The sequence below is a fragment of the Nonomuraea rubra genome, assembly GCF_014207985.1.
Classification (GTDB): Bacteria; Actinomycetota; Actinomycetes; order Streptosporangiales; family Streptosporangiaceae; genus Nonomuraea; species Nonomuraea rubra.
Window position 1 is genome coordinate 885,169 of the sequence record NZ_JACHMI010000001.1, and the last position, 24,998, is coordinate 910,166.

Sequence of the window (24,998 nt, forward strand, 5' to 3'; positions counted from 1 at the left end):
AAAGAGAATGGGGGAGTGACGGCTCGGGCGCGAAGAGTGACCGGCTGGAGGCGTGCGGCCGTCAGGCGTCGTTGACTGCCTCGCCGAGTCGCCGGCGGAACAACGTCGCCCACTTCCCGTGCAGGCCCGTCGCCCGCCCGTCGACCCGGGTCGCGGTGACCTCGGTGCCGGGCTCCTCCGCGGCCGTAGCCGCCGCGAGGTAGATCGGTTGCAGAGCTTCGCCGCGTGCGGGCCGCGGCTCAGGCCACAGCCCCAACGCAGCGCACACCGACGGTAGCACCGCGTAAGCGGCCTGCGCGTAACCTCGGTCAGATGGATGGAAACGATCGGGTCCGAACATTTCTGTCGGATTTGTCGCGAACTCCGGGCCCAGGACGTCGGCGAACGCCACCGTACGGCCGCCGGCGTCCACCACCGCGACCGTCTGCGCCGCCGCGAGCTGCCTGCTCCACCGCCGCGTCACCCAGCGCAGCGGCTGCGCGATGGGCCGCACGGTGCCCAGGTCCGGGCAGGTGCCCACGATCACCTCGGCGCCCGCGTCCCGCAGCCGCCGCACGGCCTTGGTCAGGTGCCGTACGGCGATGGCCGGCGGCGTCTGCGTGATGATGTCGTTGGCGCCCACGAAGATCACGGCCAGGTCGGGCTCCATGGCGAGCGCCACGTCCACCTGCTCCGCCAGGTCGGCCGAGGGGGCGCCGGACCTGCCCGCCACGACCAGGCGCACCGGCCGCTCGGCGACCGCGGCCAGGCCGTTGGCCAGCAGCACGGCGGGGGTCTTGGCGGGGTCGGTCACGCCCAGGCCCACGGAGGTGGAGTCGCCGAGCATGGCCATCCTGAGCGGCTCGCCGGGGAACTCGCCGTACACGCCGTCGGAGAAGGGACCGTCCAGGCCGTGCGGCTGGCCGATGGCCTTCCTGGCGAGCAGGCCCTCGGCGATCAGCAGGCCGTACGCCGTGGCTCCCAGCGCCGTCAGCCCGCCCCCTCCGAGCGCCGCCGCGGTAGCGATCCTCCGTGCCGCGCGCGCCATGCCAGCTGCCCAGACCACGTACGTGCCTCCTCGGTCCAACTCGGCGGTAGCGTTTGCTTCATAACTAGCCGAGGAACTGCCACCCCCACTGGAACTCGGCCGTTGGCAAGCTGACCAAGCTTCGGTGAAGAAGGTGAACACCTCGGTGCGCGTTTACGATTCCCTGGTCGACCTCATGGGGAACACTCCGCTCGTCAGGCTGCACAAGGTCAATGCGGGAGTGCCCGCCCAGGTGCTGGCCAAGGTCGAGTACTTCAACCCGGGCGGATCGGTCAAGGACCGCATCGCCATCCGCATGATCGAGGCCGCGGAGAAGTCCGGTGAGCTGCGTCCGGGGGGCGTGATCGTCGAGCCCACCTCCGGCAACACCGGGGTGGGGCTGGCCATCGTGGCCCAGCAGAAGGGCTACCGGTGTCTGTTCGTGGTGCCGGACAAGGTGGCCCAGGACAAGATCGCGGTGCTGCGGGCGTACGGCGCGGAGGTCGTCGTCTGCCCGACCGCGGTCTCGCCCGACCACCCCGACTCCTACTACTCGGTCTCCGACCGGCTGGCCCGCGAGGTGCCGAACGCCTGGAAGCCCGACCAGTACTCCAACGTCAACAACCCCGACTCCCACTACCACTCGACGGGCCCCGAGCTGTGGGAGCAGACCGGCGGCAGGATCACGCACTTCGTGGCGGGCATCGGCACCGGTGGCACGATCAGCGGCACCGGCCGGTACCTCAAGGAGGTCTCCGGCGGGCGGGTCAAGATCATCGGAGCTGACCCCGAGGGCTCCGTCTACTCCGGCGGGTCCGGGCGACCGTACCTCGTGGAGGGTGTCGGCGAGGACATCTGGCCGGCCACGTACGACACCGGGATCTGCGACGAGATCATCGCGGTGTCCGACAAGGAGTCCTTCAACATGACCCGCCGCCTGGCCCGCGAGGAGGGGCTGCTGGTCGGCGGCTCGTGCGGCATGGCGGTCGTGGCGGCTCTGCGCGTCGCGGCCGCGGCGGCACCCGACGACCTGGTGGTCGTGCTGCTGCCCGACGGCGGCCGCGGCTACCTGTCGAAGATCTTCAACGACGACTGGATGGCCGACTACGGCTTCCTGACCACCTCCTCCGACGAGGGGCTGGTCGGTGACGTGCTGGCGCGCAAGGGGCCGGGGCTGCCCGAGTTCGTGCACGCCCACCCGCACGAGTCGGTCGGCACCGCCATCGCGATCATGCGCGAGTACTCGGTGTCCCAGCTGCCGGTGATGAAGGAGGAGCCGCCGGTCATGGCGGCGGAGGTGATCGGCTCCATCGTCGAGCGCGACCTCCTCGAAGCCCTCTACCACGGCAGGCTCTCCTCCGACGATCCGATCTCCGATCACATGTCCGCGCCGCTACCCACGATCGGCAACGGTGAACCTGTGGCGCGTGCGGTGGAAGCGCTGGAGAAGGCTGATGCGGCTGTTGTGCTGGAAGACGGCAAGCCCGCCGGGCTGATCACCCGCCAGGACCTGCTGGCCTTCCTGGCCAACCACTAGCGTTCAGCGTCAGGGGAACGGGAACAGCGTCAGGGGAGTGGGAACTCGGCGACCACTTCCCAGGCGCCCTGCGGGGACGGGCCGGCGTAGAGCCGGCCGCCCAGCGCCTCCACCCGCTCGGCCATCCCGACCAGCCCGAACCCGCCGCCCAGCCGCGCCACCCGCGGATCGGACCCGGACCCGAAGTTGCGCACCCGCAACACCACGACCCGCTCGTGGCGCCGCAGGTCGGCCTCCACCCAGGCCGTGCGGGCGGCGTGCTTGCGGATGTTCGTCAGCGCCTCCTGGAGCACCCGGTGCAGGGTGGTCATGACCTCGGGCGGCAGCGTGCGATCGTCGAGGCCCGCGCCGATCTCGAACGCCACCTTGGGCCCGTCCGCCGAGAACCGGTCGGCCAGCATCCGCAGGTCCGCCAGCGCGGTGCCCGGCTTGCGCTCCGCGCCGTCCTCCGTACGCAGGACCTGGACCATGCGGCGCATCGAGGTCAGCGCGTCCGTGCCGGCGGACGCGATCGCGTCCAGCGCGGGAGCGACCGCGTCCGGCCTGGTCTCGGCGACCGTGCGGGCGGCCTGGGCCTGGACGACGATGCCGGTGATGTGGTGGGCGACCAGGTCGTGCAGCTCCCTGGCCAGCTCCAGGCGCTCCGCCCGCCGTACCGAGTGGACGGCCTCCGTGCGGCGCTCCTGCTGGAAACGCAGGTAGCCGCCGATGCCGGCGGCCGTCGACCAGCCCGCGAACAGCAGGAACGCGAACGCCAGCCCCGAGCTCTGGTAGTCGCGCCCGCTCGCCTCGGTCATCAGCACGAACAGCGCCGCGCACGCCAGCCCGGCCGCCCGGCGCACCGGCTCGACGTGCCGCAGCACCCCGATGGTCAGGACGAGCAGCGAGCCCGTCTCCGCCATGCCCGGCGCGGTGTCGGCGCCGGTCGAGCCGGCCAGCAGCGAGGTGCCGAACGACAGGGCCAGCATGATGGCGAAGCCCTCCACCCGGTACCTGCGGCGCAGCGCCACGGCCGCGATGCCGGCCACGCTGCAGGCCAGCACCAGCCACTGGACGCCGCCGACGACCCCGGCCAGCACGAGGTCGAGCAGCAGGAGCATGCCCAGCCAGCCGTACATCGCGATCTCGCTCAGCCGGCGTAGCCAGTACACGACGCGCTTCGAATCCCCCACGGCGTCGAGCCTAAGCCGGAAGTCGGACATCTCGTATCAACCGTTCGGCCGAGAGGGCCTGACGGAGACCAGCCCTTCAGCGGAGGCGGCGGGCGGGGCGGGTCACCGATGCTGGATGTGTCGGAAGGGGAGAAGACATGGTTGCCATCGGGTTCGCGTTGCTGGGTGTCGGGCTGGTCGTGGGCGTGCTGCTCGCGCTGGCAGACCCCGTGCTGCTCTCGCGGATCAACGGGGAGCAGGCGGAAGGCGGCAGCGGCCGCTTCGTCAAGGCGGACGTCGTACGGCTCCCGTCCCGGTCAGGCGGGGACCGTCACGAGCCGAAGGCGGCCTGAGCAGGCCCGGCTCGCGCGGGCATGGTGCGCGAGCCCGCACGGGGGCTACGTGGGGACGGGCTCCCGTGAGCGGCCCGCGATCCGGAGGGGACCGGATCGCGGGCCGTCCGCGTTTCGGACGGACCGGATCGCGGCCCGCCCTCGTCTCCGGACGGACCGGATCGCGGGCCGTTCGCGTATGCGGCGGCCTGTAACGTGACCTGTATGAGCAACGGTTTTGAAACTCTGGCCATCCACGCAGGTCAGGAGCCCGACCCGCTGACCGGCGCGGTCGTGCCGCCGATCTACGCCACGTCCACCTACAAGCAGGACGGGGTGGGCGGCCTGCGTTCCGGATATGAGTACAGCCGCTCGGCCAACCCCACCAGGACCGCGCTCGAATCCGCGCTGGCCGCCGTGGAGGGCGGGGCGCGCGGGCTGGCGTTCGCGTCGGGGCTGGCCGCCGAGGACACGCTGCTGCGTACGGTGTGCAAGCCGCAGGACCACGTGATCATCCCGAACGACGCGTACGGCGGCACCTACCGGCTCTTCGCCAAGGTGCACGAGCGCTGGGACCTGCACTACGACCCCGTGCCGCTGCACGACCTCGACGCCGTGGCCGCGGCCATGACGCAGAAGACGAAGGTGGTCTGGGTCGAGACGCCCACCAACCCGCTGCTCGGCATCGCCGACATCGCCGCGCTGGCGCAGCTCGCCCACGACAACGGCTCGCTGCTGGTCGTGGACAACACGTTCGCCTCGCCGTACCTGCAGCAGCCGCTCGCCCTGGGCGCCGACGTGGTCGTGCACTCGACCACCAAGTACGTCGGCGGGCACTCCGACGTGGTGGGCGGCGCGCTGGTGGCCGCAGACGCCGGGCTCGGGGAGGAGCTGGCCTACCACCAGAACGCCATGGGGGCGGTGGCCGGGCCGTTCGACGCGTGGCTGACGCTGCGGGGGCTCAAGACGCTCGGCGTACGCATGGACCGCCACTGCGACAACGCCGAACGCGTCGTCGACCTGCTCCTCGCCCACCCGCGCGTGACCTCGGTGCTCTACCCCGGGCTGCCCGAGCACGCCGGGCACGAGGTGGCGGCCAAGCAGATGCGCAGGTTCGGCGGCATGGTGTCGTTCCGCGTGGCCGGGGGCGAGGCGGAGGCGGTCGCGGTGTGCGACAAGGCGAAGCTGTTCACGCTCGGCGAGTCGCTCGGCGGGGTCGAGTCGCTCATCGAGCACCCGGGCAGGATGACGCACGCCTCGGCCGCGGGCTCGCCGCTGGAGGTGCCCGCCGACCTGGTACGGCTCTCCGTCGGCATCGAGACCGTCGACGACCTGCTCGCCGACCTCACCCAGGCCCTGGGCTGACCGCCTCTATTCAGGCACGACCATCAGGAACAGGATCACCAGCCAGATCACGGACAGCAGCCCGCTGATCGCGGCGATCCGCCCGTTCTGCACCTTGGCGTCGTCGTCGGCGCTCTCGCTCGAGAGCGCCTGTACGGCGGTGCGCAGATCCCGGTCGATGATCACCAGCATGACGGCGGCCACGATGAACAGCGTCATCGACGCCGTCATGTACCACCGCCCCAGCAACCCGTCGCCGAGCACGATGCCGAGCACCAGCCCGAACACGAACACACCCAGGCTCCCGAGGCTGTAGATCCTCGTGAGGCGCTGGATGAACTGCAGCGCGGGCACGTTCTTGGTGCGGATGGCGCGCGGCGCGGACATCGTCGCGGCGGTCACCGGCCCGATCGTGAAGATCGCGAAGCCGATGTGCAGCCAGAGAAGCAGGGACGGCATGGCAGAGAGACTAGTCCCCGGTGATCTCGCTGGGGGACTCGACACTCTCTTTGCCGTCTCTGGAACAGCGCATGCACAGCTCCGTGGTCGCCACCGCGACGACCATCAGCACCAAGAGGAGAACCGTGGCAATCATGGGAACCCCTCCTTCCCCGTCTCGGACGTAAATATCGTCCGTAATAACTAGACGGACGTGCAACGGAATAAGTTCGGCGCGGGTATCGTTGCGTGTCGCCGCTTTTTCCTTACCGTTTGGGCACAAGGGGGTGCCGTACGTGGCCATCAGGCACGTCGAGCCGTACACCGACGAGTGGCTGCAGCAGCCGATCAGCTACGTCCAGCAGGTCGTCGACCTGCTCGGAGCTGAAGTCACCGACTGGTGGGAAGGCCCGTGCGATCCCAGGGACGCCACGGTGAGGCTCACCGACGACACCGCGCTGGTGTGGGACGAGGAGAGCGGCTGGCGCCTGGGCGCCTTCGTCTCCGGCGACCGCGGCCGGCACACGGAGCTGTCCGGCGTCCGCTACCTGGGCCACGGCCTGCTTCCCCGGCCGGAACGTGTCCCCCCGGCCCTTCAGGACGCCCGGGCCGGTGTGGGCGCCAGCTCGGCCTGGCGACCCTGCTACCGCTCCCACCGCAACTGCCGTGACGGCTTCGACGTCGCCCTCGACTTCTACGCCCTCGCCTGAACCTCCAGCTGACTGCATGGGCCTGCGCAGGTCGCGCGCTGCGCGCGGATCGGCTCCGGGCTCCTCTTACGGGGGAGCCTAGCTCCCCCGGGCCCCCTTGCCGGGGGTCTTCCGACCCCCGGACCCCCGAGTCCTGGCCGGGTTCCGCCCGGTAGCGGCGTCACTGTGGCGGCGGTTTCCGCGACCGGGGACCATGGGGAAAGGGCTCTTACCCTTCGGCTGTATTCGTGTGGTGGTGCTGGGAGGTAAGCGTCTCCCACATGGTGCGAGGGCTTCGGCGTACCCGGTGATGCTGGGACGGCGGTCGAGTAGGCGCGCGGCATCGAGCCGGAGGGGATCCCCGCGGTGGAGCGCCGGGCGGGCTACTACACCGGTCTCGCGGTGACGTACACGATGTGGGGGAAGACCGATCGGGCGGTGCGGGCACCGCTCGTCGAGGAGAAGTCCGCACCTGCGGAGGTCCGCCAGGCGGACACCATGGGATGAGGTTGAAGGCCATCATGACTTGGCAGGAGGCCGGTGGGCCGCGCCAGTCCTGGTTCGGTCTCACGGTGACGCGCAGAAAGGTGATGCGTGGCCGCAGGCCGGCATGTCATGATCGGCGCCCCCTGGGCGAAGGAGGATCATGATCATTCGGGAGTGCCGCGAGGACGACCTCGTCACGCTGGAGCGTCACCTCCCTTCCGGCCGCACCCGCATTCACGAAGCCCGCTTCCACCGCCAGCAGCAGGGTTCGAGCACGTTTCTGACCGCCTGGATCGACGACGTCCCTGTCGGGCACGGGGAGATCCGCTGGGGCGGGTGTGCGGCCGTCGAAGTGCGCGAGCGCTTTCCCGGCTGCCCCGAGCTCAACGGGCTCGCCGTCTGGCCTCCTGAACGTCAGTCCTCGGGCATCGGGACCGCCGTCATCGGCGCCGCTGAGAGCATCGCCGTTCGGCGTGGCAACCGGCACCTGGGCCTGGGGGTCGATGACCACAATGTCCGCGCGGCCGCCCTCTACCTCCGGCTCGGCTACGAGGAGACCGGGTGCCGGTACCTCGATCGCTACCACTACGTCGACGATCAGGGTGTCCGCCATGATGTGGCGGACCCGTGCCGGTTCCTGATCAAACCGCTGGGTGATTCACGCGATGGCGTCGTCGAGCACGGACTTGAGTGAGGACTCCAGGATGTCCACGCCCGTGTGGAGTTCGTCCTCGGTGATCGTGAGAGGCGGGGCGATCCGGAAGATGCCTCCCATCCCCGGCAACTGCACGATGTTCATGTGCAGCCCTCGTTCGAGGCAGGCCGAGGTGACCGCCTGGCCCAGCGCGTCCGCCGGCGCCTTGCTCTGCTTGTCCTTCACCAGCTCCAGCCCCTGCAGCAGCCCCCGGCCGCGAACGTCGCCCACGACCTCGTAGCCGTCGCGGAGCGCCTGGAGCCGGGTGGTGAGCTGGGCGCCCAGGTGGGCGGCGCGGGTGACGAGGTCGTCGCGGTGGATGACGTCGAGGACGGTGAGGGCGACGGAGGCGGCCAGCGGGTCGGAGACGTGGGTGGTGTAGAAGAGGAAGCCGCGGTCGTGGCAGGTCTGCTCGATGCCGGCGGTGGTGACGACGGCTGCCACGGGGAGGCCGGCGCCGAGGGTCTTCGACAGGGTGAGGATGTCGGGGGTGACGCCGTCGCGGTCGAAGGCGTACATGGTGCCGGTGCGGCCGAGGCCGGTCTGGGCCTCGTCGAGGATGAGCAGCATGCCGCGTTCGTCGCACAGCTCCTTGAGGCGGCGCAGGTAGCCGGGCGGGAGGTCGAGGATGCCGCCCGACGACAGGATGGGCTCGATGAGGCAGGCGGCGAGGCTGCCGGCGGACTGCTGGTCGACGAGGGCGAAGCCGTAGGCGAGCTCGGTCTCCCAGTCGTACGAGCCGTCGGGGGTGCGGAAAGGGGAGCGGTAGGCGTTCGGGGCGGGCAGGGCGAGGTTGCCGGGGGTGGGCGGGCCGTAGCCGCGGCGGCCGGCCGAGAAGGTGGCGGAGGCCGCTCCCTGGGTCATGCCGTGCCACGAGCGGTCGAAGGAGACGATCTCCCAGCGGCCGGTGGCGAGCTTGGCCATCTTGACCGCGGCCTCGTTCGCCTCGGCTCCCGTGGTGAGCAGCAGCATCTTGCTCAGCTCGGGAGGCAGGGTGGCGGTGAGCCTGCGGGCGAGCTCCAGCACCGGGGTGCTGAGCATGCCGCTGTAGAGGTGGGTCAGCGAGGCCGCCGCGGACGAGATCGTGGCCACGATGTCCGGGTGCGCGTGGCCGAGGATGGCGCTCATCTGGCCGGAGGTGAAGTCGAGGATCGGGGTGCCGTGGTGGTCGAAGACGTATGCGCCCGAGGCCCGTTCGATGATGCGCGGGGTGAAGGCGGCTCCGTAGCGGATGAGGAGCCGGTCCGTCTCGTCCCAGAACGTGCTGTCCATCGCCAACCGATCCTCTCTGGCCTTGCCCGGAGCGTCGGGCTGGATGTCATCTTCGATCTAGGACGACGGTCATGACAAGGGACGCGGCGCGGGCGGATGGTTGGGGTTGATTGTCGCTTATGGTGAGTTTTGTGACTGCCAGCCAACGCCGCCGCGAGCAGCTCAAGGAGTTCCTGCGCGCCAAGCGCGAAGCGCTCACACCCGCCGACGTCGGCATGCCCGCCGCGGGCCGCCGCCGGACGCCCGGGCTGCGGCGGGAAGAGGTGGCCGTGCTCGCCGGGGTCGGGGTGTCCTGGTACACCTGGCTGGAGCAGGGGCGCGACATCAAGGTCTCCGACGCCGTGCTCGACGCGGTCGCCCGCGCGCTGCTGCTCGACGAGGCCGAGCGCACGCACCTGTACGTGCTCGCCGGGCTGAACCCGCCTGACCCCGCCGGGAAGCCTGGTGCGCCGGTGAACGACCAGCTCAGGGCCGTGCTGGAGGCTTGGATGCCGAACCCGGCGCACGTGCTGGACCGGCACTACGACCTGGTGGCCATGAACGACGCCTCCAGGTCGGTGTTCGGCTTCGACGACGACGTGAGCAACTGCATGGTGGCGTTCTTCACCCATCCCGTCTACCGGGGCCGGTTCACCGCGTGGCACGAGTTCGCGCCGGACATGGTGGCCGACTTCCGCGCCGGAGCGGCCCGGTATCCGGACGATCCGGTCTTCGGGGAGATCGCCGGGAGGTTGCGCGCGGCCAGTCCCGAGTTCGCCGAGTTGTGGGCGCGGAGCGAGGTGCGGTCCCGGTCGCAGGGGATCAAGGCGATCACCCATCCCGAGGTCGGGGACCTCGTCTTCGAGTACTCGCTGTTCCGGCTGCCGGACCGGGCGGACCTGAACGTGGTGCTGCACACGCCCGATCCCGACACCGGCACGAAGGAGAAGGTGGCCAGCCTGGTGGCCCTACACCCTGGATGAGCTGACACTGCCTCGCCCGGAGCCGTCCCAGCACGATGGACGGCATGAAGGCAATCACGATTCCCGAATTCGGCGGCGCTGACGTTCTCCGGCTCGACGAGGTCGAGGTCCCAGATCCGGGGCCGGGGCAGGTCGCCATCGACGTGGCGTACGCGGGGGCGAACTTCGCCGAGATCCTCTACCGGCAGGGGCTGGCGGACGTGCCGCTGCCGTTCGTGCCCGGGATCGAGGTGTCCGGCCGCGTACGGGCGCTGGGTCCCGGCGTCGAGGGGCTGCGCGTGGGGCAGCCGGTCGCCGCGCTGACGATCGTGGACAGCGGCGGGTACGCCGAGGTGGTGGTCACCTCCGCCGAGCTGGTGGCGCCGCTGGACGGGTACGAGCTGGGCCTGGGCGTCGCGGCGGCGCTGCCGTCCAACAGCACGACGGCGTTCCTGGTGCTCGACCGGGTGGCCCGCATCGAGCCGGGGGAGAGCGTGCTGGTGCACGCGGCGGCCGGCGGCGTGGGCAGCCAGCTCGGTCAGGCCGCCCGGCTGCTGGGCGCGGGCCGCGTGGTGGGCACCGTGGGCAGCACGGCCAAACTGGAGGCCGCCAAGGCGTTCGGGTACGACGAGGTCGTGCTGCGGGAGGAGGCGGCCGGGGCGGGACGGTTCGACGTCGTGGTGGACATGGTGGGCGGCGCGGCCCGCCGCGGCAGCCTGGACCTGCTCGCGCCGATGGGCCGGATGGTCGTGATGGGCAACGCCTCCGGCGCCGGGGACGTCGGGATCCCGGCCAACGAGCTGTGGCTGACCAACAGGACGGTCTCCGGGTTCAACCTGGCCGCGTTCTCCGCCGCCTTCCCCGAGACGGCGGGGCAGGCGCTGCGCCGGGTCGTGGCCGCGGCGGCGAGCGGGGAGCTGCGGGTGCGGGTCGAGTCGCTGCGGCTGGAGCAGGCCGCGCAGGCGCACCGCCGCATCGAGTCCGGCAGCACCACCGGCAAGCTGGTGCTCGAAGTGGGCTGAAGCTCCGGGGCTCGCGATGAGTTCTGGTGGCGGCGGTGGTCTGATCACCGACGACACGCGAGGGGAGCACGACGATGGCGGACCTGCACGGCCTTCTCCAGGGGTATGTAGACGACGGAGCGTTGCCGGGTGCGGTAGGGCTGGTGGCCAGGGACGGCCGGGTCGAGGTGGCGGCCGCCGGCTCGATGGCCGTCGGGGGCGCGCCGATGGCGGTGGACTCGATCTTCCGGTTCGCCTCCATCACCAAGCCCATCGCCGCGGCGGCCGTCATGATGCTCGTGGAGGACGGCCGGCTCGCCCTCGGCGAGCCGATCCGCACCTGGCTGCCGGAGCTCGCCGACCCCGTGGTCGTGCGCACTCCTTCCAGCGAGCCCGACGACGTGGTCCCCGCCTCGCGCCCGATCACCGTGTACGACCTGCTCACCTCCACCGCAGGGTACGGATTCCCGTCGGACTTCTCGTTGCCGGCGGTCCAGCGGCTCTTCCCGGTGCAGCGGGACGGGCGGGACGTGCGCGGCTTCCCGGAGGCGGACGTGTGGCTGGCCGAGCTGGCCCAGGTCCCGATGCTCTACCAGCCGGGCGAGGCGTACCTGTACGACACCTGCTCCACGCTCCAGGGCGTGCTGATCGCGCGGGCCTCCGGCCGGTCGTTGCCCGATTTCCTGGCGGAGCGGGTGTTCGAGCCGCTGGGCATGGCGGACACGGCGTTCGAGGTCCCGGCGGCCAAGCGCGACCGGTTGACCAGCTACTACAGAACCGGGCTGGAACTGGTGGACGGGCCCGACGGGCAGTGGAGCAGCCTGCCCGCCTTCCCCCTGGCCAGCGCGGGGCTGGCCGGGACCGCCCACGACTGGCTAGCCTTCGCCCGCATGCTGCTGGCCGGAGGCGTCACGGGCGGCGGGCGGCGGCTCCTGTCGGCCGAGTCGGTGCGGTTGATGACCAGCGATCACACCACCGCCGCCCAGCGGAAGGTGGGCGAGCTGTTCCTGGAAGGGCAGGGATGGGGCTTCGGCGGCTCGGTGGACATCACGGACACCGAGCCGTGGAACGTGCGCGGCCGTTACGGCTGGGTCGGCGGCACCGGCACGACGGCCCACCTCGTCCCGTCCACCGGGACGGTGAGCATCCTGCTCACGCAGGTGGGCATGGACAGCCCCGTTCCGGCCGCGTGGATGCGCGACTTCTGGCGGTACGCGGCCACGGCGAGCTGACCGGCCTACCAGCGCTCCACGAGGTGCTCGCGGCCGGCGGGCGGGTCGTACGGCTCGGGCCAGAAGTCGGTGACCCGGCGGATCAGGCCGTCGTCCGAGAACTCGAACCACACGCAGGCGTCCTGCCGCTCGTCACCGACGCGGGTGTCGAGCCAGGCCGCGGCGTGGCGGCCGTCCGCGACGATCCTCCTGACCTTCAGGTGCCAGTCGCCGGGATACTCCATGTTGAAGCGGAGGAAGAGCTGCTTGCCGCGGATGCGCTCCCGGGTCTGCGGCATCTCGTAGACCACGTCCTCGGCGAGCAGGGCGGCGAACGCCTCCCAGTCGCGTCGTTCGGCGGTGTCGACGTAGGCGTGCGCGGCCTGCCGGTTCTCAGAGGTCTCGTCCATGCGGCGGACCTTACTCGCAGGCACCGACATCTCTAGACCCGCGGCGGGTGGAGCACCAGCAGGACGTGCTCGTCCTCGCCGTGCCGCACCGTCCCCGCCCGCTCGAACCCGTGCTTCTCCAGCAGCCGCACCGACGCGGTGTTGCCGTGGAACGGATCCGCGTACAGCGGCCGCGTCGGCTCCTTGTCCAGGAAGAGCTCCAGCGCGCGGGTGCCGATGCCGCGCCCCCAGAACGCCCGGCCGAACCAGTAGCCGATGAACCGCCGATCCCCCTCCCACCAGGCCACCAGGTTGCCCGCCAGCTCGCCCTCCACCATGACGGCCTGCACGAACACGGTCGGGTCGCCGAGGACGCGCGTCTTCCAGTGGTGCATGAACGCCTCCCGCTCCCGGGGGCGGAACCTCGACCGCCGCACGGCCTCCGGGTCGTGCTCCTGCTCCAGCAGCACCTCCAGGTCGGCCTCGGTCACATCCCTGAGCAGCACGATGTCGTCCATGTCAGGCGAGTCTGCCATCCGGGACCGACAGTTCCGCATCGCCGGGAGACCGGCCCGGGGAGGCCGAGGTGGGGCTGCGCCGCGTTTCAGCGGGCGCGGCGCAGGCGGAGGAAGTCGCTGACGACGTACTCGCCGAGCCGTTCCGCGCTCGGTGAGAAGACCCGGCCGCCGTTCCTGCGGGCCACCTCGTCCACGAACTCCTTGAGCCGGTCGTCCGCCGCCAGCATGAAGACGTTGATCGTGGCCCGCCGCCGGGTCATCTTGTCCACCTCGGCCAGCGTCAGCTCCAGCGTCTCGTGCGACGGCGGCCACTCGAACGCCGACCGGCCGTTGCGCATGAGGTGCGCCGTGGGCTCGCCGTCGGTGACCACCAGCACCACCGGCTCGAAGTCGGGGTGCCGGTCGAGGTGGCGGCCGGCGATGAGCAGGGCGTGGTGCAGGTTCGTGCCCTGGACCATGTCCCAGTCGAGGCCCGCCAGCTCGTCCGGCTGCAGCACCCTGGCGTAGTTGGAGAAGCCGATGATCTGCACGGCGTCCTGCGGGAACTTGGAGGCCACCAGCGCCTGCAGGGCCAGCGCCGTCTGCTTGGCGGCGGCCCAGGTGCCGCGCAGGGCCATCGAGTACGACAGGTCCACCAGCAGGCAGACGGCCGCGGCGCTGCGGCGCTCGGTCTCGGCCACCTCGAAGTCGTCCACTGACAGCCGCACGCCGACCCGGTCGCCCAGGGCGACGCCGCCGCTGCGCACGCCGTTCACCAGCGTGCGTACGACGTCGAGCGGCTGCTCGTCGCCGAACCGCCATGGCCGCGACGAGCCGGTCAGCTCGCCGGCCGAGCCCGCGTCGTGCTGGTCGTGGTCGCCGCGGCGGCCCGCGTCCAGCGTGGAGAAGACCCGGCGCAGCGCGGTCTCGCCCAGGCGGCGTACGGCCTTCGGAGTGAGCTCCAGCTTGCCGCGGCGGCGCAGCAGGTAGCCCTGCTCCTCCAGCTCCCGTTCGATGCGCTTGAGCGCCTCCAGGTCGTCCACCGCGGAGCGGCCGAGCGCGCGGCGTACGGCGGCCTCGTCGATGTCGTCGAGCCGCGCGCCCGGGTAGTCCTGGCGCAGGGCGGTCTCGAGCTGGGTGAGGTCGGCCAGCTCCTCCAGCGCCGTCACGGCGTCGCCCATGGCCAGCGGCTCCTCGCCGGTGAGGCGCTCGGGGGCGTTCCAGGCCAGGTCGGGGCGGCGGGCGTAGAGCGCCTCGCCGAGGCGGCGCATCTGGTCGGACAGGCCCGCCTGGTCGAGGGTCTGGTTGATGAGGTTGCTCAGCTCCTCGCGCTGGCGCGGGGTCATCGAGGCGAGCATGCGCTGCGTGGCGGCGGCGCGGCGGGCCAGGATGTCGACGAGCTCGTCCAGGTTGCGGGGCTTCTCGGGGAACAGGTCCCCATATTTCGACATGAAGTCATCGAAGTCGGCCTGGGTGTGCTCGCCCCTGGCGTCCTTGTCGAGCAGGTCGTTGAGATCCGACATCATCTGCCGGATCCGTTCCATCGCCTGCGGGTCGGGGTTGGCCAGCGCGTCGCGCAGGCCCTTGAACTGGCTGTCCAGCACCTCCCTGCGCAGCAGGTCGCGCAGCTCCTCGAAGGTCTGGCGGGCCGCGGCCGAGCGCCAGTCGTACGTGCTCAGCTCCTGGATCGCGCTGGCCGTGTCCTCGGGCAGCGCGTCGAGCCCGGCCTCCCGCAGCCGCGCGTCGTCCGACGGGTCGGGGAACAGCTCGGCCCGCTCCTGCCCGATCGCCTTGTCCAGCAGGGCCCTGGCCCGCTCCAGCGTGCCGTCGAGCCGCCCGCGCTCGCGCAGGTCACGGCGGCGCCTGCGGACCTCCCTGAGCATGTCGTCGAGCCCGCGCCGGTCCTGAGCGCCGGGCAGGCCGCGCTTGAGCAGGTCGCGCAGGGCGTGGACCGGCGTCGAGCCCGACAGGATGGCGTCGCCCATCTCGTCGAGCGCCGAACGGACGTCGTAGGGAGGGGCCAGGGGATCGGGGCCGTCGTGGTACTCGCCATAGCGAAAGGCCATCACAAACCCACGCTAACCCGAGAAACCCCCCGGCGGGACGTTTCAGGCGTCGCCGAAGACCTCCCACACCTCGTTCAGCGAGTCGGCCAGCGGCGTGTAGCCGGCCTTCACCAGCACCGGGTGCCGGTTGCCCTTGAGCGCCTTCGTCAGGTCCGTCCAGGTGCACTGCTTCTTGCCCAGGCCGTTCCTGCCGGCGTTGACCGGCCTGCCGGCCAGCCAGCCGTCGCCGCACTTCGCGGTGGTGCGGTAGAAGGTCGTCATGTACGTGTAGCCGAGCTTGATCGTCCTGCCGCCCGTGGTGAACAGCACGGTCGTGTCGTTGACCCGCTTGATGGTGCCGGTGGCCGTACGCGGGGTGCCCCAGCCGCTGATCAGGACCTCGTTGACGCGCGTGGCCTTCCCGCCCCGGTACTCGACGCGTACGGGCTGCGGGCCGCGGGCCAGCGTGTCGGTCAGGTCGCCCGGCCCGCACTTCGTACGCCCCAGGCCCTTGGCGTCCACGGCGATCCTGCCCTCGGTCTCCACCAGGTCGCACGCGACCGTGACCCGCCCGTACGCGGCCCTGGTGTAGTCGAGCCGCAGCTCCTTGCCCTTGGGCAGGGCCTTGAACGTGTAGAACGTCTTCGACGCCCTGGTGGCGGACTTCGGCACCAGGCGCAGGTGCCCCTTGCCGTCGGCCCAGGCGAAGCCGTACACGGCGGTGGCCGCCTCGGCGGGCGCGCTCAGGGAAACAGCGGCGGCGGCGGTGGCAAAGGCGACGAGCAGGCGCATGAACGGTCTCCCCCGAACTGGTGATCAGCTAATCACTATGACGCGGGAGACCGCCGATGTGTTCACGTCCGGTAAACGCTGACCCCGTCAAGGTCTTCCTTGGACAGCCTCCGCATGAGGTAAAGCCCCTCCAGGGTGAACTCCAGGGCCGCCGCCGCGTGCCCCGGCGACTCCTCGCCGGCGCCCATGCCCAGCCGCGACATGACCTTGGCCAGCCCGGCCACGGGGCCGATGCGGTGCAGCAGCTCGCCGGCCGGCACCAGCTCGCCGGACTCCACCTGGTTGCCCTCGGCGAACTTGTCGGTCAGCGCCGACAGGTCCATGCCGCCCAACCGGCTCCTGAACGTCTCAGCCGTCGCCCGGCGCAGCAGGTGGGCCAGGATCTCGGTCTCCCTGCCCTCCTCGCTGACCTCGAACTCCACCTTGCCCCGCAGGCTGTGCACCACGCAGGCCAGGTCCACCACGCGCGTGACCGCCTGCTCCTCGCCGGCGAGCGCCGCCCGGCGCACGGCCGAGGCCGCCGCGGTCTCGGCCGCGGCGATGGCGAAGCGGGCCGACACGCCGGAACGGGCGTCCACGGCGGTCGACTCGCGGACCAGCCGGGTGAAGCGGGCGATCACCTCGACCAGGTGCTCGGGGACGTCGGCCCCGATGTCCGGCACGGACTCCTGGCGGATGAGCGCGAGCTCGTGCTCGACGGTCGTGGGGTAGTGGGTGCGGATCTCGGCGCCGAACCGGTCCTTCAGCGGCGTGATGATCCGGCCGCGGTTGGTGTAGTCCTCGGGGTTGGCGCTGGCGATGAGCAGGATGTCGAGAGGCAGCCGCAGGTTGTAGCCGCGGACCTGGATGTCGCGTTCCTCCAGGACGTTGAGCAGCGACACCTGGATGCGCTCGGCCAGGTCGGGCAGCTCGTTGACGGAGAAGACGCCCCGGTTGGTGCGGGGCACCAGGCCGTAGTGGACCGTCTCGGGGTCGCCCAGCGTGCGCCCCTCGGCGATCTTGATGGGGTCGACGTCGCCGATCAGGTCGCCCACGGAGGTGTCGGGCGTGGCGAGCTTCTCGCCGTAGCGCGCGTCCCGGTGCTTCCACGCGACAGGCAGCTCGTCACCCAGCTCGCGCGCCAGCTTCTGGCAGCGCGTGCAGGCCGGCGCGTACGGATGGTCGTTGATCTCGCAGCCATCGACCACCGGCGTCCATTCGTCGAGCAGGCCCGTGACGGTGCGGATGAGCCGGGTCTTGCCCTGGCCGCGCTCGCCGAGGAGGACCAGATCGTGCCCGGCGAGCAGGGCCCGCTCCAGATGAGGCAGGACGGTGTCGTCGAAGCCCACGATGCCGGGGAAGCGCGGCTCTCCCGCGCGCAGCCTGGCCAGCAGGTTTTCCCGGATCTCGGCCTTGACGGTGCGATGAACGTGGCCGCTCTCTCGCAACTCGCGGAGAATACGTGGCTGATGCACGGGATCGAGACTACGTCCCCTGCGAGGAATGTGGCAGAGACTTTCGCACTTGGCGGAGATTTCGGATCTTGACTATTGCGTGACGGTTCGTGGGCGTGCTTGTCCCTTTAGTGGGGAGAATCGGGCCTAGGGAACTTGGACATGTCGAGGGAGGCGAGATCCGTGGCCTTGATGACAAGCCGCTTCGCCGACGGCCTCGCCGTGGGTTCCGACCTGGTGGAGGCCGCGGAGCACGCCGTCGGTCAGGCACTGTCGAGGCTCAGCGGCCAAGCAGACCTGGTCTGCTTCTTCATCTGCGGCGACGATCCGGACGACGTCGCGCGGGCCGGGCAGGCCGCCATGAAACTCGCGCCCGAGGCGCACGTGATCGGATGCAGCGCCACAGGGGTGATCGGCGACGGGCAGGGAGTGGAGCTGACGCCTGCCGTGAGCGCGTGGGCGGCGACCCTGGACGGGGCGCGGCTGACCACGTTCGCGCTGGAGACGCTGGCGGCCGAGGACCGGTTCGTGGTGGTCGGGCTGCCGGAGCGCGGCGGGGACGACCACGTGGCGATCCTGCTGGCCGACCCGTACAGCTTCCCGACCGACGCCTTCGTCGAGCGCTCGGTCGACGTGCTGGGCGAGCTGCCGCTGATCGGCGGGCTGGCGAACGGGCTGCAGGGACGGGGCTCCGTACGGTTGTTCGCCGACGGCGAGATCTACACCGAGGGCGCCATCGGCGTGCTGCTCAGCGGGCCGCTCAAGGTCAGCACCGTGGTCAGCCAGGGTTGCCGGCCGATCGGGCCGAGCATGGTGGTCACCGCGTCCGAGGACAACCTGCTGCTGGAGCTGGCCGGGCAGCCGGCGCTGGCCCGGCTGGAGGACATCGTCAGCGAGCTGGACGAGGACGATCGCGAGCTGGTCGCGTCCGGGCTGCAGATCGGGCTGGCCATGGACGAGTACGCCGAACGCCACGAACGCGGAGATTTCCTCATCAGGGGGGTCATCGGCATCGACCCGGACCGGGAGGCCGTGGCGATCGGCGACATCGTGGAGGTCGGCAGGACCGTGCGCTTCCAGGTGCGCGACGCGGCCACCGCCGACGAGGACCTGTACGACCTGCTCGACGCCCATCGCGAGGAGCTCGGCAAGGTGGACGGGGCGCTGCTGTTCTCCTGCAACGGGCGGGGGTCGGCGATGTTCGGCACGGCCGACCACGACCCGGTCGCGCTGCGCGACACGCTGGGGCCCATCGGCGTGGCCGGCTTCTTCGCGGCGGGGGAGGTCGGGCCGGTGGCGGGGCACAACCACGTGCACGGGTTCACGGCGTCCGTGCTCGTGTTCTCCAGCACTCCGGGCGGGTCGTGATCCCCGACAGCCGGCAGCGGGTCCCGGTCCTGTACCGCGGGCCGGCGTCGATCGCGGGCGGTCGCCGCTCGTGATCCTGGCCATCGACGTCGGGGGCACCAAGATGGCTGCCGGCCTGGTGGCCCCCGACGGCACGGTGGCCGAGTCCCGGCGCGCCGCGACGCCGCAGGGGGCGGACGCGGAGACCCTGTGGCGGGTGCTCGCCGGCCTCGTCTCGCCGCTCGCGTCCGCCGCCGAGGGGGTGGGGGTGGGCTGTGGCGGGCCGCTGACCTGGCCTGCCGGTGAGGTCTCGCCGCTGAACATCCCGGGCTGGCGCGGCTTCCCGCTGCGCGCCCGGCTGGCCGCGCTGTTCCCCTCCGTGCCCGTACGGCTGCACAACGACGCCGTCTGCCTGGCCGTGGCCGAGCACTGGCGGGGGGCCGGGCAGGGGAGCGGGGACATGCTCGGCATGGTGGTGTCCACGGGGGTCGGCGGCGGGCTGATCCTCGGCGGGCGGCTGCTCCACGGGCGTACCGGGAACGCGGGACACATCGGGCACGTGGTGGTCGACGCGGCGGGCGGCCCGCGCTGCGGCTGCGGCGGTCATGGCTGCCTGGAGGCCGTCGCCCGAGGGCCGGCGCTGGTGGCGTGGGCGCTGGAACAGGGCTGGGAGCCTGGCGCGGTGGCCGGTCGTGCGGCAGCGCGTGGCGCGGTGGCCCGGGATGTCGCGATGGCCGGCCCGGTGGTGCCCTGTGGGGTCGGCGGTGGTGTCGCCGGGGGCGGTGCGGCGCTGAATGGGGCGTATGCGGAGGATCGGGTTGTGACAGCTCGGCAGCTGGCCGCCGATGCGCGGGCCGGGGATCCGGTCGCGTCGCGGGCGATGCGCCGGGCCGGGCGGGCGCTCGGCGTGGCCATCGCCTCCGCCACCCACCTGTGCGACCTCGACGTCATCACGATCGGCGGCGGCCTGTCCCAGGCGGGGGAGCCGCTGTTCGGCCCGCTGGAGGAGGCGCTGCGGGAGCACGCCAGGATGGGGTTCGCCCGCCGCGTCAAGGTGCTGCCCGCCGCCCTCGGCCAGGAGGCCGGCCTCATCGGCGCCGCGGCCCTGCTCCTCGCGGGCGACACCTACTGGCCCGCCCGCGACGCCTGAGCACGCGGCCTGGGCGGGCGACGCCACCCGGCCTGTCCGCGACGCGTGAGCGCACGTCCTGGACGCGCGACCCCGGCCGGACTGCCGGAAGCGCCTGAAGCGATGTGGCCCGGCGGCACCTCGCTGCTCGGGAGAGGGCCGCCGGGCCGGGTCGGGACGTCAGCCGGTCTTGCTCTCCAGGCTCGGCCCCTGGTCCTGCTGCTCGGTGCCCGAGTCGAGCCCGGGCCCCTGGTCCTGCTTCTCCGTGGTGCCCCCGCTGCCGTCACCCGGCAGCGGCGTCGAGGTGGGCTCGCACTCCGACACCGCCCCCTGGACGATCTCCAGCGAGGTCGCGAACGGCGGCCGGTCGTCGCCGTCCTTGCTCTTCGAGACCGTCAGCACCAGCGTGGACCCCGCCGGCACCTGCCCCTTCTCGATCTTGAAGGCGATCCCGTCGCCCTTCCGCCCGATGCTCGCGGCGAACTCCCCGGACCTGCCCCCGTGCGTGCCGCGCGGCTGCTTGCAGGTCTGCCCCTGCGGCAGGTAGTCCACCACCGCCTTGACCCCGGCCCTGGCCAGCTCGGCCTCCAGCCCATCGGGATCGGTGAACGTGTGGATCTCCACGCCGACCCCGCCGTCCGCACCCTTGCTCACCGCGTACGCCGGGCCGCCGATGAGGCCCGTCGCCACCACCACCGCGGTGGCGGCCGCCGCGACCCCCGCCACCGCGGCGGCCGCCCCGACCCAACGGCGCCTGCGTGCCGGTGCAACAGTCGTCATCCTGTCCTCCGCCTTCCTCGTCGTGATCTCTTCCTTGAGTGCACCGAGAAGGCGATCTTCGAAGTTGCTCATGCCCGTCCTTCCGAATACACAGCCGAGGGCGAGGTGAAGTGTGCGAGGGCCCGCCTGGCCCTGTGCAGCCGGACCCGCGCGGTGACCTGCCTGATGCCCAGCGCCTCGGCGGCCTCGGTGACGGTGAGCTGGTCGATCGCCACGAGCTCCAGCACCGCGCGCTCGCCCTCCGGCAGGCCCTCCATGGCCTCCAGAGCGCTGCGCATCTGGCGCTCGGCATCGATCCGCTCCTCCATCCGGGCGAGGTCGTCGTCGTCCATCAGGCGACGCGCTGCCAGCCGGCCGGTCGCCCGGGCCTCCCGGCTCGCCTTGCGGTACTGGGCCGACACGACGTTGCGCGCGACGCCGTACAGCCAGGCGACCTCGCTGCCGCGTCCGGGCGAGTACGTGTCCGCGGAGTCCAGAACCGCCAGGAAGATGTCCGCCGTCAGGTCCGCGGCGAGGTGAGGATCGCTCACCCGCCGGACCACGAACTTCAGCACGGCATCGACGTGGCGGCGATAGAAGGCCTCAAAGGCCACAGGGTCTTCATTGAGGCGCACCGGCCTCGCTCCCTTCGTCGTTCGCCCTTACACCTCGTACTTGGCTCGGGCGACGCGAAGCGTTTCCCCGCAGGTCAGGCGGGCTTGCGGGGCTGGAAGAGCCAGGCGTCGAAGAGTGCGTCGAGTTCCTTGCCGGACAGGCGTTCGGCGAGCGCGACGAACTGCTCCGTCGTCACATGACCGTAGCGGTGCTCGGCGGCCCACGCCTTGAGCAGGGTGAAGAACGTGGCGTCGCCGACGGCCCTGCGCAGGGCGTGCAGGGTCATGCCGCCGCGCGTGTAGACGGACTGGTTGAACAGGTCGTCGGGCTTGGCGCGGCCCGGGGGATAGCTCCACATCGGGTCGGAGGCGGGCCGCTTGAGCAGCTCCGTGAACGTGGCCTCCGCCGTCTTCTTGCCCTTGTGCTCGGCCCACAGCCACTCCGCGTACGTGGCGAAGCCCTCGTTGAGCCAGAGGTCCTTCCAGCGCTTGATGGTCAGGCTGTTGCCGAACCACTGGTGCGCCAGCTCGTGCGCGATGATCGTCTCGTCGGGCTGGAAGCCGCCGTACAGCGGCTTGGTCTGGTTCTCCAGCGCGTAGCCGGCCGAGTAGTCGTCGACGACGCCGCCGGTCGAGGAGAACGGGTAGGGGCCGAACACCGTCGCCCAGTAGTCGGTGATCTGCCCGGAGAGCGTGTAGAGCGGGTCGAGCGAGCTCTTGAACCTGGGGTCGGTGGCGGCCAGGTTGGGGATGCCGGCGGCGGTGCTGCCCTGGCGCAGGTCGAACTTGCCGAGCGTGGCCGTGGCCAGGTAGGTCGCCATCGGATGGCGCTCGCGCCAGCGGAAGGTGGTCCTGCCGCCCGAGGTGGTGGGCCGGCCGGCCTGCTCGCCGTTGGCCAGGGCGGTGAGCCCGGCGGGCACGGTGATCGTGAAGTCGAACGTGGCCTTGTCGGCGGGATGGTCGTTGTTCGGGAACCAGGTCTTGGAGCCGTTGGGCTCGGAGGCCACGAACGCGCCGTCGGGCGTGGGGATGAAGCCGTAGGTGCCGAGGTTGGCGTTGTCGCTGGCCGGCTTGGGCGAGCCGGTGTAGGTGACCTTGACGGTGAACGGCGTGCCGCCGGTGATGGCCCGGGCGGGCCGTACGGTCAGCTCGTCGCCCTTCCTGGTGAACGTCGCGGGCGCGTCGTCGACCGCGACCTCGCGCACGTCGAGCCCGGTCAGGTCGAGGTTGAAGCTGGACAGCTCCTGGGTGGCGGCGGCGCTGATCGTGGTGACGCCGTCGAGCCGCTTGGTGGCGGGCGTGTAGTCGACGACCAGGTCGTAGTGGGAGACGTCGTAGCCGCCGTTGCCGTCGCGGGGGAAGTCGGGGTCGCCGATGCCGGGCGCGCCCGCGCGCCGGTCGGCGGCGCTCTGCCCCGCGGCGGGCGGGGTCGGCTCGTCGGCGGGCGAGCAGGCCAGCACGCTGATGAGCGTCGCGAGCATGGCCACCCCACGCCTGTTGGAACGCATGAGCGTACGAGCCCCCTTCAGTTCGTGACCAGAATATTACGCTGAGTCAGGCGTTCACGACGACAGTCCTCGCCGCCTTGTCGTGTACGGCCTGCTTGCGGGGGTCGAAGAGGATCCAGCCGAGATCCACCAGGATGCCGACGCAGCACAGCCACCCGAGTACGGAGTACACGGCCTGCCTGACCGCCGCCTGGCCCACCCCCATCCTCCCGCCGTACTCGGACACGACACGGAGACCGAACACCTTCTTGCCCAGGGTCTGACCGTTCCAGAAGGCGTGCAGCAGCCAGAAGTACAGGAAGGCCACCAGACCGGCCACGAAGGTGTGCTCGACGGGATAGCGCTCCCACTCGCCCCGGTTCTCGTTCCAGACGTGGTCCCAGCTCGTCCAGTTGAACGGCGCGGCGACGATGTTGACGATGAGCCAGTCGAGGACGCCGGCGAACAGCCGCCGCCAGCGTCCCGCCAGCCCCGGTGGCGGCAATCCCATGATGTCTGGATGACCACCACTAAGTCGGGACAAACTAAAGGTTGCCTCTACGTTCCTGCTCCCGCTCGATGGCCTCGAACAGCGCCTTGAAGTTGCCCTTGCCGAACCCGAGCGAGCCGTGCCGCTCGATGAGCTCGAAGAAGACCGTGGGCCGGTCCTGCACGGGCTGGGTGAAGATCTGCAGCAGGTAGCCGTCCTCGTCGCGGTCCACGAGGATGCCGCGCTTCTTCAGCTCCTCGATCGGGGCCCGCACCTGGCCGATGCGAGCGCGCAGCTCGGGGTCGTCGTAGTACGAGTCGGGCGTCTGCAGGAAGCTCACCCCGGCGGCCCGCATGTGGTCGACCGTGGTCAGGATGTCGTTGGTGGCCAGCGCGATGTGCTGCACGCCCGGCCCGCCGTAGAACTCCAGGTACTCGTCGATCTGCGACTTCTTGCGGCTGACGGCCGGCTCGTTGAGCGGGAACTTGACCTTGCGGGTGCCGTCGGCCACGACCTTCGACATGAGGGCCGAGTACTCGGTGGCGATGTCGTCGCCGATGAACTCGGCCATGTTCGTGAAGCCCATCACCTCGCGGTAGAACTCCACCCACTCGTCCATCTTGCCCAGCTCTACGTTGCCGACGCAGTGGTCGACGGCCTGGAACAGCCGCCCGTTCTTCGTCGCCGGCGGCGCGACCAGCGGCTCGGCGGGCGCGTAGCCGGGCAGGTAGGGGCCGCCGTAGTTGGACCTGTCGACCAGGGTGTGCCGGGTCTCGCCGTACGTGGCGATGGCCGCGAGCACCACCTTGCCGTGCTCGTCCTCCACCGTGTGCGGCTCCACCAGGCCCTTCGCCCCGTGGGCGACGGCGTAGGCGTAGCCGGCCTCCACGTCGGGCACCTCGATGGCCAGGTCGACGACCCCGTCACCGTGCTCCGCCACGTGCCGCGCCAGGTCCGTGCCGGGCCGGATCGAGGCCCGCAGCTCGAAGGTGGCGCTGCCCGAGGTCAGCACGTACGCGGCCAGGTCGGGGCTGCCGTTCTCCGGCCCCCTGTAGGCCACGAGCCGCATGCCGAAAGCGGTCGAGTAGTAGTGGGCCGCCTGCCTGGCGTTTCCCACGGCGAACACCACGGCGTGCATGCCGTTGACCGGAAAGACATCACTCATACCGCTAACTGTTTATTTTCCTGGACGAGTTGCGCAACAGTTACCTCGATGAGTGCACAATCTGCCTAGCCGTCCTCCGTCACATCGGGTATTTCTGTACAGCATGACGATCGATGAGCTCGACTCCCGGCTGATCGCCCTGCTGACCGCCGAGCCCCGGCTGGGCGTGCTGGAGTGCTCGCGGCGGCTCGGCGTGGCCCGTGGCACGGTCCAGGCCCGGCTCGACCGGCTGGTGGACAGGGGAGTGATCACCGGCTTCGGCCCCGACGTGTCGCCCGCCGCGCTCGGCTACGACGTCACGGCGTTCGTCAGCATGGAGATCAGGCAGGTGGCCGGGCACGACCCGGTGGCCGACCGGCTGGCCCGCATTCCGGAGGTGCTGGAAGTGCACACGATCACCGGTGACAGCGATCTTCTCTGCCGCGTGGTCGCCCGGACGAACGCCGATTTACAGCGGGTTATCGATCGGATCGTCGATGTTCAGGGCGTACTCCGGACTAATTCGATCATCGCACTGGACACCCCGGTTCCCTACCGGGTGCTGCCATTGGTCGCCGATGTTCCGCGTAGGGAGGCTAGGTAGACGTACTATCGCTGAGGGACTAGGCACCATTGTCGATCGTTTACCCTTACCATTCGCCCAGCTTGCGGGGGTTGGGCGACGCTTGACGAGGGGGGTCGAGGGTGCGGAGTGGCGGTGGTAACGGAATGCGGAAGAGGCGGCGGATTCTCCGGGTTCTCCTGGTTTC

The 24,998-nt window shown here is 71.0% G+C and carries 27 protein-coding genes; 12 read left to right on the forward strand and 15 right to left on the reverse strand.

Annotated features, from left to right (window positions below; all coding sequences use genetic code 11):
* Positions 1-61 precede the first annotated feature (61 nt).
* A complete protein-coding gene (locus tag HD593_RS04060) occupies positions 62-1,045 on the reverse strand; it encodes an SGNH/GDSL hydrolase family protein (RefSeq protein WP_312903341.1) in 984 nt (327 codons plus the stop codon).
* 127 nt (positions 1,046-1,172) lie between these two features.
* Between HD593_RS04060 and HD593_RS04065 the strand changes: the two genes are divergently transcribed.
* Positions 1,173-2,543 carry a cystathionine beta-synthase gene (locus tag HD593_RS04065; protein ID WP_185100781.1) on the forward strand — a complete coding sequence of 457 codons (1,371 nt, stop codon included), beginning with the start codon at positions 1,173-1,175 and terminating at the stop codon, positions 2,541-2,543.
* A gap of 29 nt (positions 2,544-2,572) precedes the next feature.
* Here the strand turns inward: HD593_RS04065 and HD593_RS04070 are convergent, their stop codons facing one another.
* A complete protein-coding gene (locus HD593_RS04070; protein WP_185100782.1) occupies positions 2,573-3,715 on the reverse strand; it encodes a sensor histidine kinase in 1,143 nt (380 codons plus the stop codon).
* Positions 3,716-3,852: 137 nt separating this feature from the next.
* Here HD593_RS04070 and HD593_RS04075 point away from each other — a divergent pair, with 137 nt between their 5' ends.
* Both HD593_RS04075 and HD593_RS04080 read left to right on the forward strand, forming a co-directional pair.
* Positions 3,853-4,047 carry a hypothetical protein gene (locus tag HD593_RS04075; RefSeq protein ID WP_185100783.1) on the forward strand — a complete coding sequence of 65 codons (195 nt, stop codon included), beginning with the start codon at positions 3,853-3,855 and terminating at the stop codon, positions 4,045-4,047.
* Between the two features lie 204 nt (positions 4,048-4,251).
* Positions 4,252-5,391, forward strand: a complete 1,140-nt coding sequence (locus HD593_RS04080; RefSeq protein WP_185100784.1) for a cystathionine gamma-synthase — start codon at positions 4,252-4,254, stop codon at positions 5,389-5,391.
* Between the two features lie 6 nt (positions 5,392-5,397).
* Here the strand turns inward: HD593_RS04080 and HD593_RS04085 are convergent, their stop codons facing one another.
* Together HD593_RS04085 and HD593_RS63225 are read right to left on the reverse strand one after the other, a co-directional pair.
* Entirely contained in the window at positions 5,398-5,829 is a 432-nt protein-coding gene (locus HD593_RS04085) for a DUF2269 family protein (protein ID WP_185100785.1), read from the reverse strand.
* A 10-nt stretch (positions 5,830-5,839) separates the two neighbouring features.
* Positions 5,840-5,965, reverse strand: coding sequence for a hypothetical protein (locus tag HD593_RS63225; protein WP_281402445.1), 126 nt, complete (start codon positions 5,963-5,965; stop codon positions 5,840-5,842).
* A 139-nt stretch (positions 5,966-6,104) separates the two neighbouring features.
* Between HD593_RS63225 and HD593_RS04090 the strand changes: the two genes are divergently transcribed.
* The 3 genes from HD593_RS04090 to HD593_RS04100 all read left to right on the forward strand — a co-directional run bounded on the left by HD593_RS04090 (position 6,105) and on the right by HD593_RS04100 (position 7,677).
* Complete coding sequence (locus HD593_RS04090) at positions 6,105-6,518, forward strand: DUF6292 family protein (RefSeq protein ID WP_312903342.1); 414 nt, start codon at positions 6,105-6,107, stop codon at positions 6,516-6,518.
* A gap of 345 nt (positions 6,519-6,863) precedes the next feature.
* On the forward strand, positions 6,864-7,004 hold the full coding sequence (locus HD593_RS04095) for a hypothetical protein (RefSeq protein WP_185100787.1): 141 nt from the start codon (positions 6,864-6,866) through the stop codon (positions 7,002-7,004).
* 139 nt (positions 7,005-7,143) lie between these two features.
* Positions 7,144-7,677, forward strand: coding sequence for a GNAT family N-acetyltransferase (locus tag HD593_RS04100; protein WP_185100788.1), 534 nt, complete (start codon positions 7,144-7,146; stop codon positions 7,675-7,677).
* Here HD593_RS04100 and HD593_RS04105 read toward each other — a convergent pair.
* Positions 7,642-8,949 (reverse strand): aspartate aminotransferase family protein, encoded by a 1,308-nt coding sequence (locus HD593_RS04105; RefSeq protein WP_185100789.1) that lies wholly within the window; start codon positions 8,947-8,949, stop codon positions 7,642-7,644. The two genes, HD593_RS04100 and HD593_RS04105, sit on opposite strands and share 36 nt — an antisense overlap.
* Positions 8,950-9,080: 131 nt before the next feature.
* On the opposite strand from HD593_RS04105, the gene HD593_RS04110 reads away from it, so the two are divergent.
* The 3 genes from HD593_RS04110 (at position 9,081) to HD593_RS04120 (ending at position 12,123) form a co-directional block, all read left to right on the forward strand.
* Positions 9,081-9,911 (forward strand): helix-turn-helix transcriptional regulator, encoded by an 831-nt coding sequence (locus HD593_RS04110; protein ID WP_312903343.1) that lies wholly within the window; start codon positions 9,081-9,083, stop codon positions 9,909-9,911.
* A gap of 44 nt (positions 9,912-9,955) precedes the next feature.
* Entirely contained in the window at positions 9,956-10,912 is a 957-nt protein-coding gene (locus tag HD593_RS04115) for a quinone oxidoreductase family protein (protein WP_185100791.1), read from the forward strand.
* 74 nt (positions 10,913-10,986) lie between these two features.
* Complete coding sequence (locus tag HD593_RS04120; protein ID WP_185100792.1) at positions 10,987-12,123, forward strand: serine hydrolase domain-containing protein; 1,137 nt, start codon at positions 10,987-10,989, stop codon at positions 12,121-12,123.
* A 5-nt stretch (positions 12,124-12,128) separates the two neighbouring features.
* On the opposite strand, the gene HD593_RS04125 is transcribed toward HD593_RS04120, so the two are convergent.
* The 5 genes from HD593_RS04125 to HD593_RS04145 form a co-directional block, all read right to left on the reverse strand.
* On the reverse strand, positions 12,129-12,512 hold the full coding sequence (locus HD593_RS04125; protein ID WP_246546271.1) for a nuclear transport factor 2 family protein: 384 nt from the start codon (positions 12,510-12,512) through the stop codon (positions 12,129-12,131).
* 32 nt (positions 12,513-12,544) lie between these two features.
* Positions 12,545-13,009, reverse strand: coding sequence for a GNAT family N-acetyltransferase (locus HD593_RS04130; protein ID WP_185100794.1), 465 nt, complete (start codon positions 13,007-13,009; stop codon positions 12,545-12,547).
* 86 nt (positions 13,010-13,095) lie between these two features.
* Positions 13,096-15,054 (reverse strand): vWA domain-containing protein, encoded by a 1,959-nt coding sequence (locus HD593_RS04135; protein ID WP_185100795.1) that lies wholly within the window; start codon positions 15,052-15,054, stop codon positions 13,096-13,098.
* A gap of 42 nt (positions 15,055-15,096) precedes the next feature.
* Positions 15,097-15,825, reverse strand: coding sequence for a hypothetical protein (locus HD593_RS04140; protein WP_185100796.1), 729 nt, complete (start codon positions 15,823-15,825; stop codon positions 15,097-15,099).
* 62 nt (positions 15,826-15,887) lie between these two features.
* Positions 15,888-17,279, reverse strand: coding sequence for a sigma 54-interacting transcriptional regulator (locus HD593_RS04145; protein ID WP_312903344.1), 1,392 nt, complete (start codon positions 17,277-17,279; stop codon positions 15,888-15,890).
* 171 nt (positions 17,280-17,450) lie between these two features.
* Here HD593_RS04145 and HD593_RS04150 point away from each other — a divergent pair, with 171 nt between their 5' ends.
* Positions 17,451-18,626 carry an FIST signal transduction protein gene (locus HD593_RS04150; RefSeq protein WP_185111647.1) on the forward strand — a complete coding sequence of 392 codons (1,176 nt, stop codon included), beginning with the start codon at positions 17,451-17,453 and terminating at the stop codon, positions 18,624-18,626.
* Between the two features lie 70 nt (positions 18,627-18,696).
* The gene (locus HD593_RS04155; RefSeq protein WP_185100797.1) at positions 18,697-19,755 is read left to right on the forward strand and encodes an ROK family protein; all 1,059 of its coding nucleotides are present in this window, start codon (positions 18,697-18,699) and stop codon (positions 19,753-19,755) included.
* Between the two features lie 159 nt (positions 19,756-19,914).
* Here the strand turns inward: HD593_RS04155 and HD593_RS04160 are convergent, their stop codons facing one another.
* The 5 genes from HD593_RS04160 to hppD all read right to left on the reverse strand — a co-directional run bounded on the left by HD593_RS04160 (position 19,915) and on the right by hppD (position 24,249).
* Positions 19,915-20,514 carry a hypothetical protein gene (locus HD593_RS04160; RefSeq protein ID WP_185100798.1) on the reverse strand — a complete coding sequence of 200 codons (600 nt, stop codon included), beginning with the start codon at positions 20,512-20,514 and terminating at the stop codon, positions 19,915-19,917.
* Positions 20,515-20,582: 68 nt separating this feature from the next.
* Positions 20,583-21,107 (reverse strand): RNA polymerase sigma factor, encoded by a 525-nt coding sequence (locus HD593_RS04165; protein WP_312903345.1) that lies wholly within the window; start codon positions 21,105-21,107, stop codon positions 20,583-20,585.
* A gap of 95 nt (positions 21,108-21,202) precedes the next feature.
* The gene (locus HD593_RS04170; protein ID WP_185100800.1) at positions 21,203-22,615 is read right to left on the reverse strand and encodes a M1 family metallopeptidase; all 1,413 of its coding nucleotides are present in this window, start codon (positions 22,613-22,615) and stop codon (positions 21,203-21,205) included.
* Between the two features lie 46 nt (positions 22,616-22,661).
* The gene (locus tag HD593_RS04175) at positions 22,662-23,105 is read right to left on the reverse strand and encodes an RDD family protein (RefSeq protein ID WP_185100801.1); all 444 of its coding nucleotides are present in this window, start codon (positions 23,103-23,105) and stop codon (positions 22,662-22,664) included.
* 34 nt (positions 23,106-23,139) lie between these two features.
* Positions 23,140-24,249 carry a 4-hydroxyphenylpyruvate dioxygenase gene (gene hppD / locus HD593_RS04180; protein ID WP_185100802.1) on the reverse strand — a complete coding sequence of 370 codons (1,110 nt, stop codon included), beginning with the start codon at positions 24,247-24,249 and terminating at the stop codon, positions 23,140-23,142.
* A 103-nt stretch (positions 24,250-24,352) separates the two neighbouring features.
* Here hppD and HD593_RS04185 point away from each other — a divergent pair, with 103 nt between their 5' ends.
* On the forward strand, positions 24,353-24,832 hold the full coding sequence (locus HD593_RS04185) for an Lrp/AsnC family transcriptional regulator (RefSeq protein ID WP_185100803.1): 480 nt from the start codon (positions 24,353-24,355) through the stop codon (positions 24,830-24,832).
* The last annotated feature ends 166 nt before the right edge of the window (positions 24,833-24,998 follow it).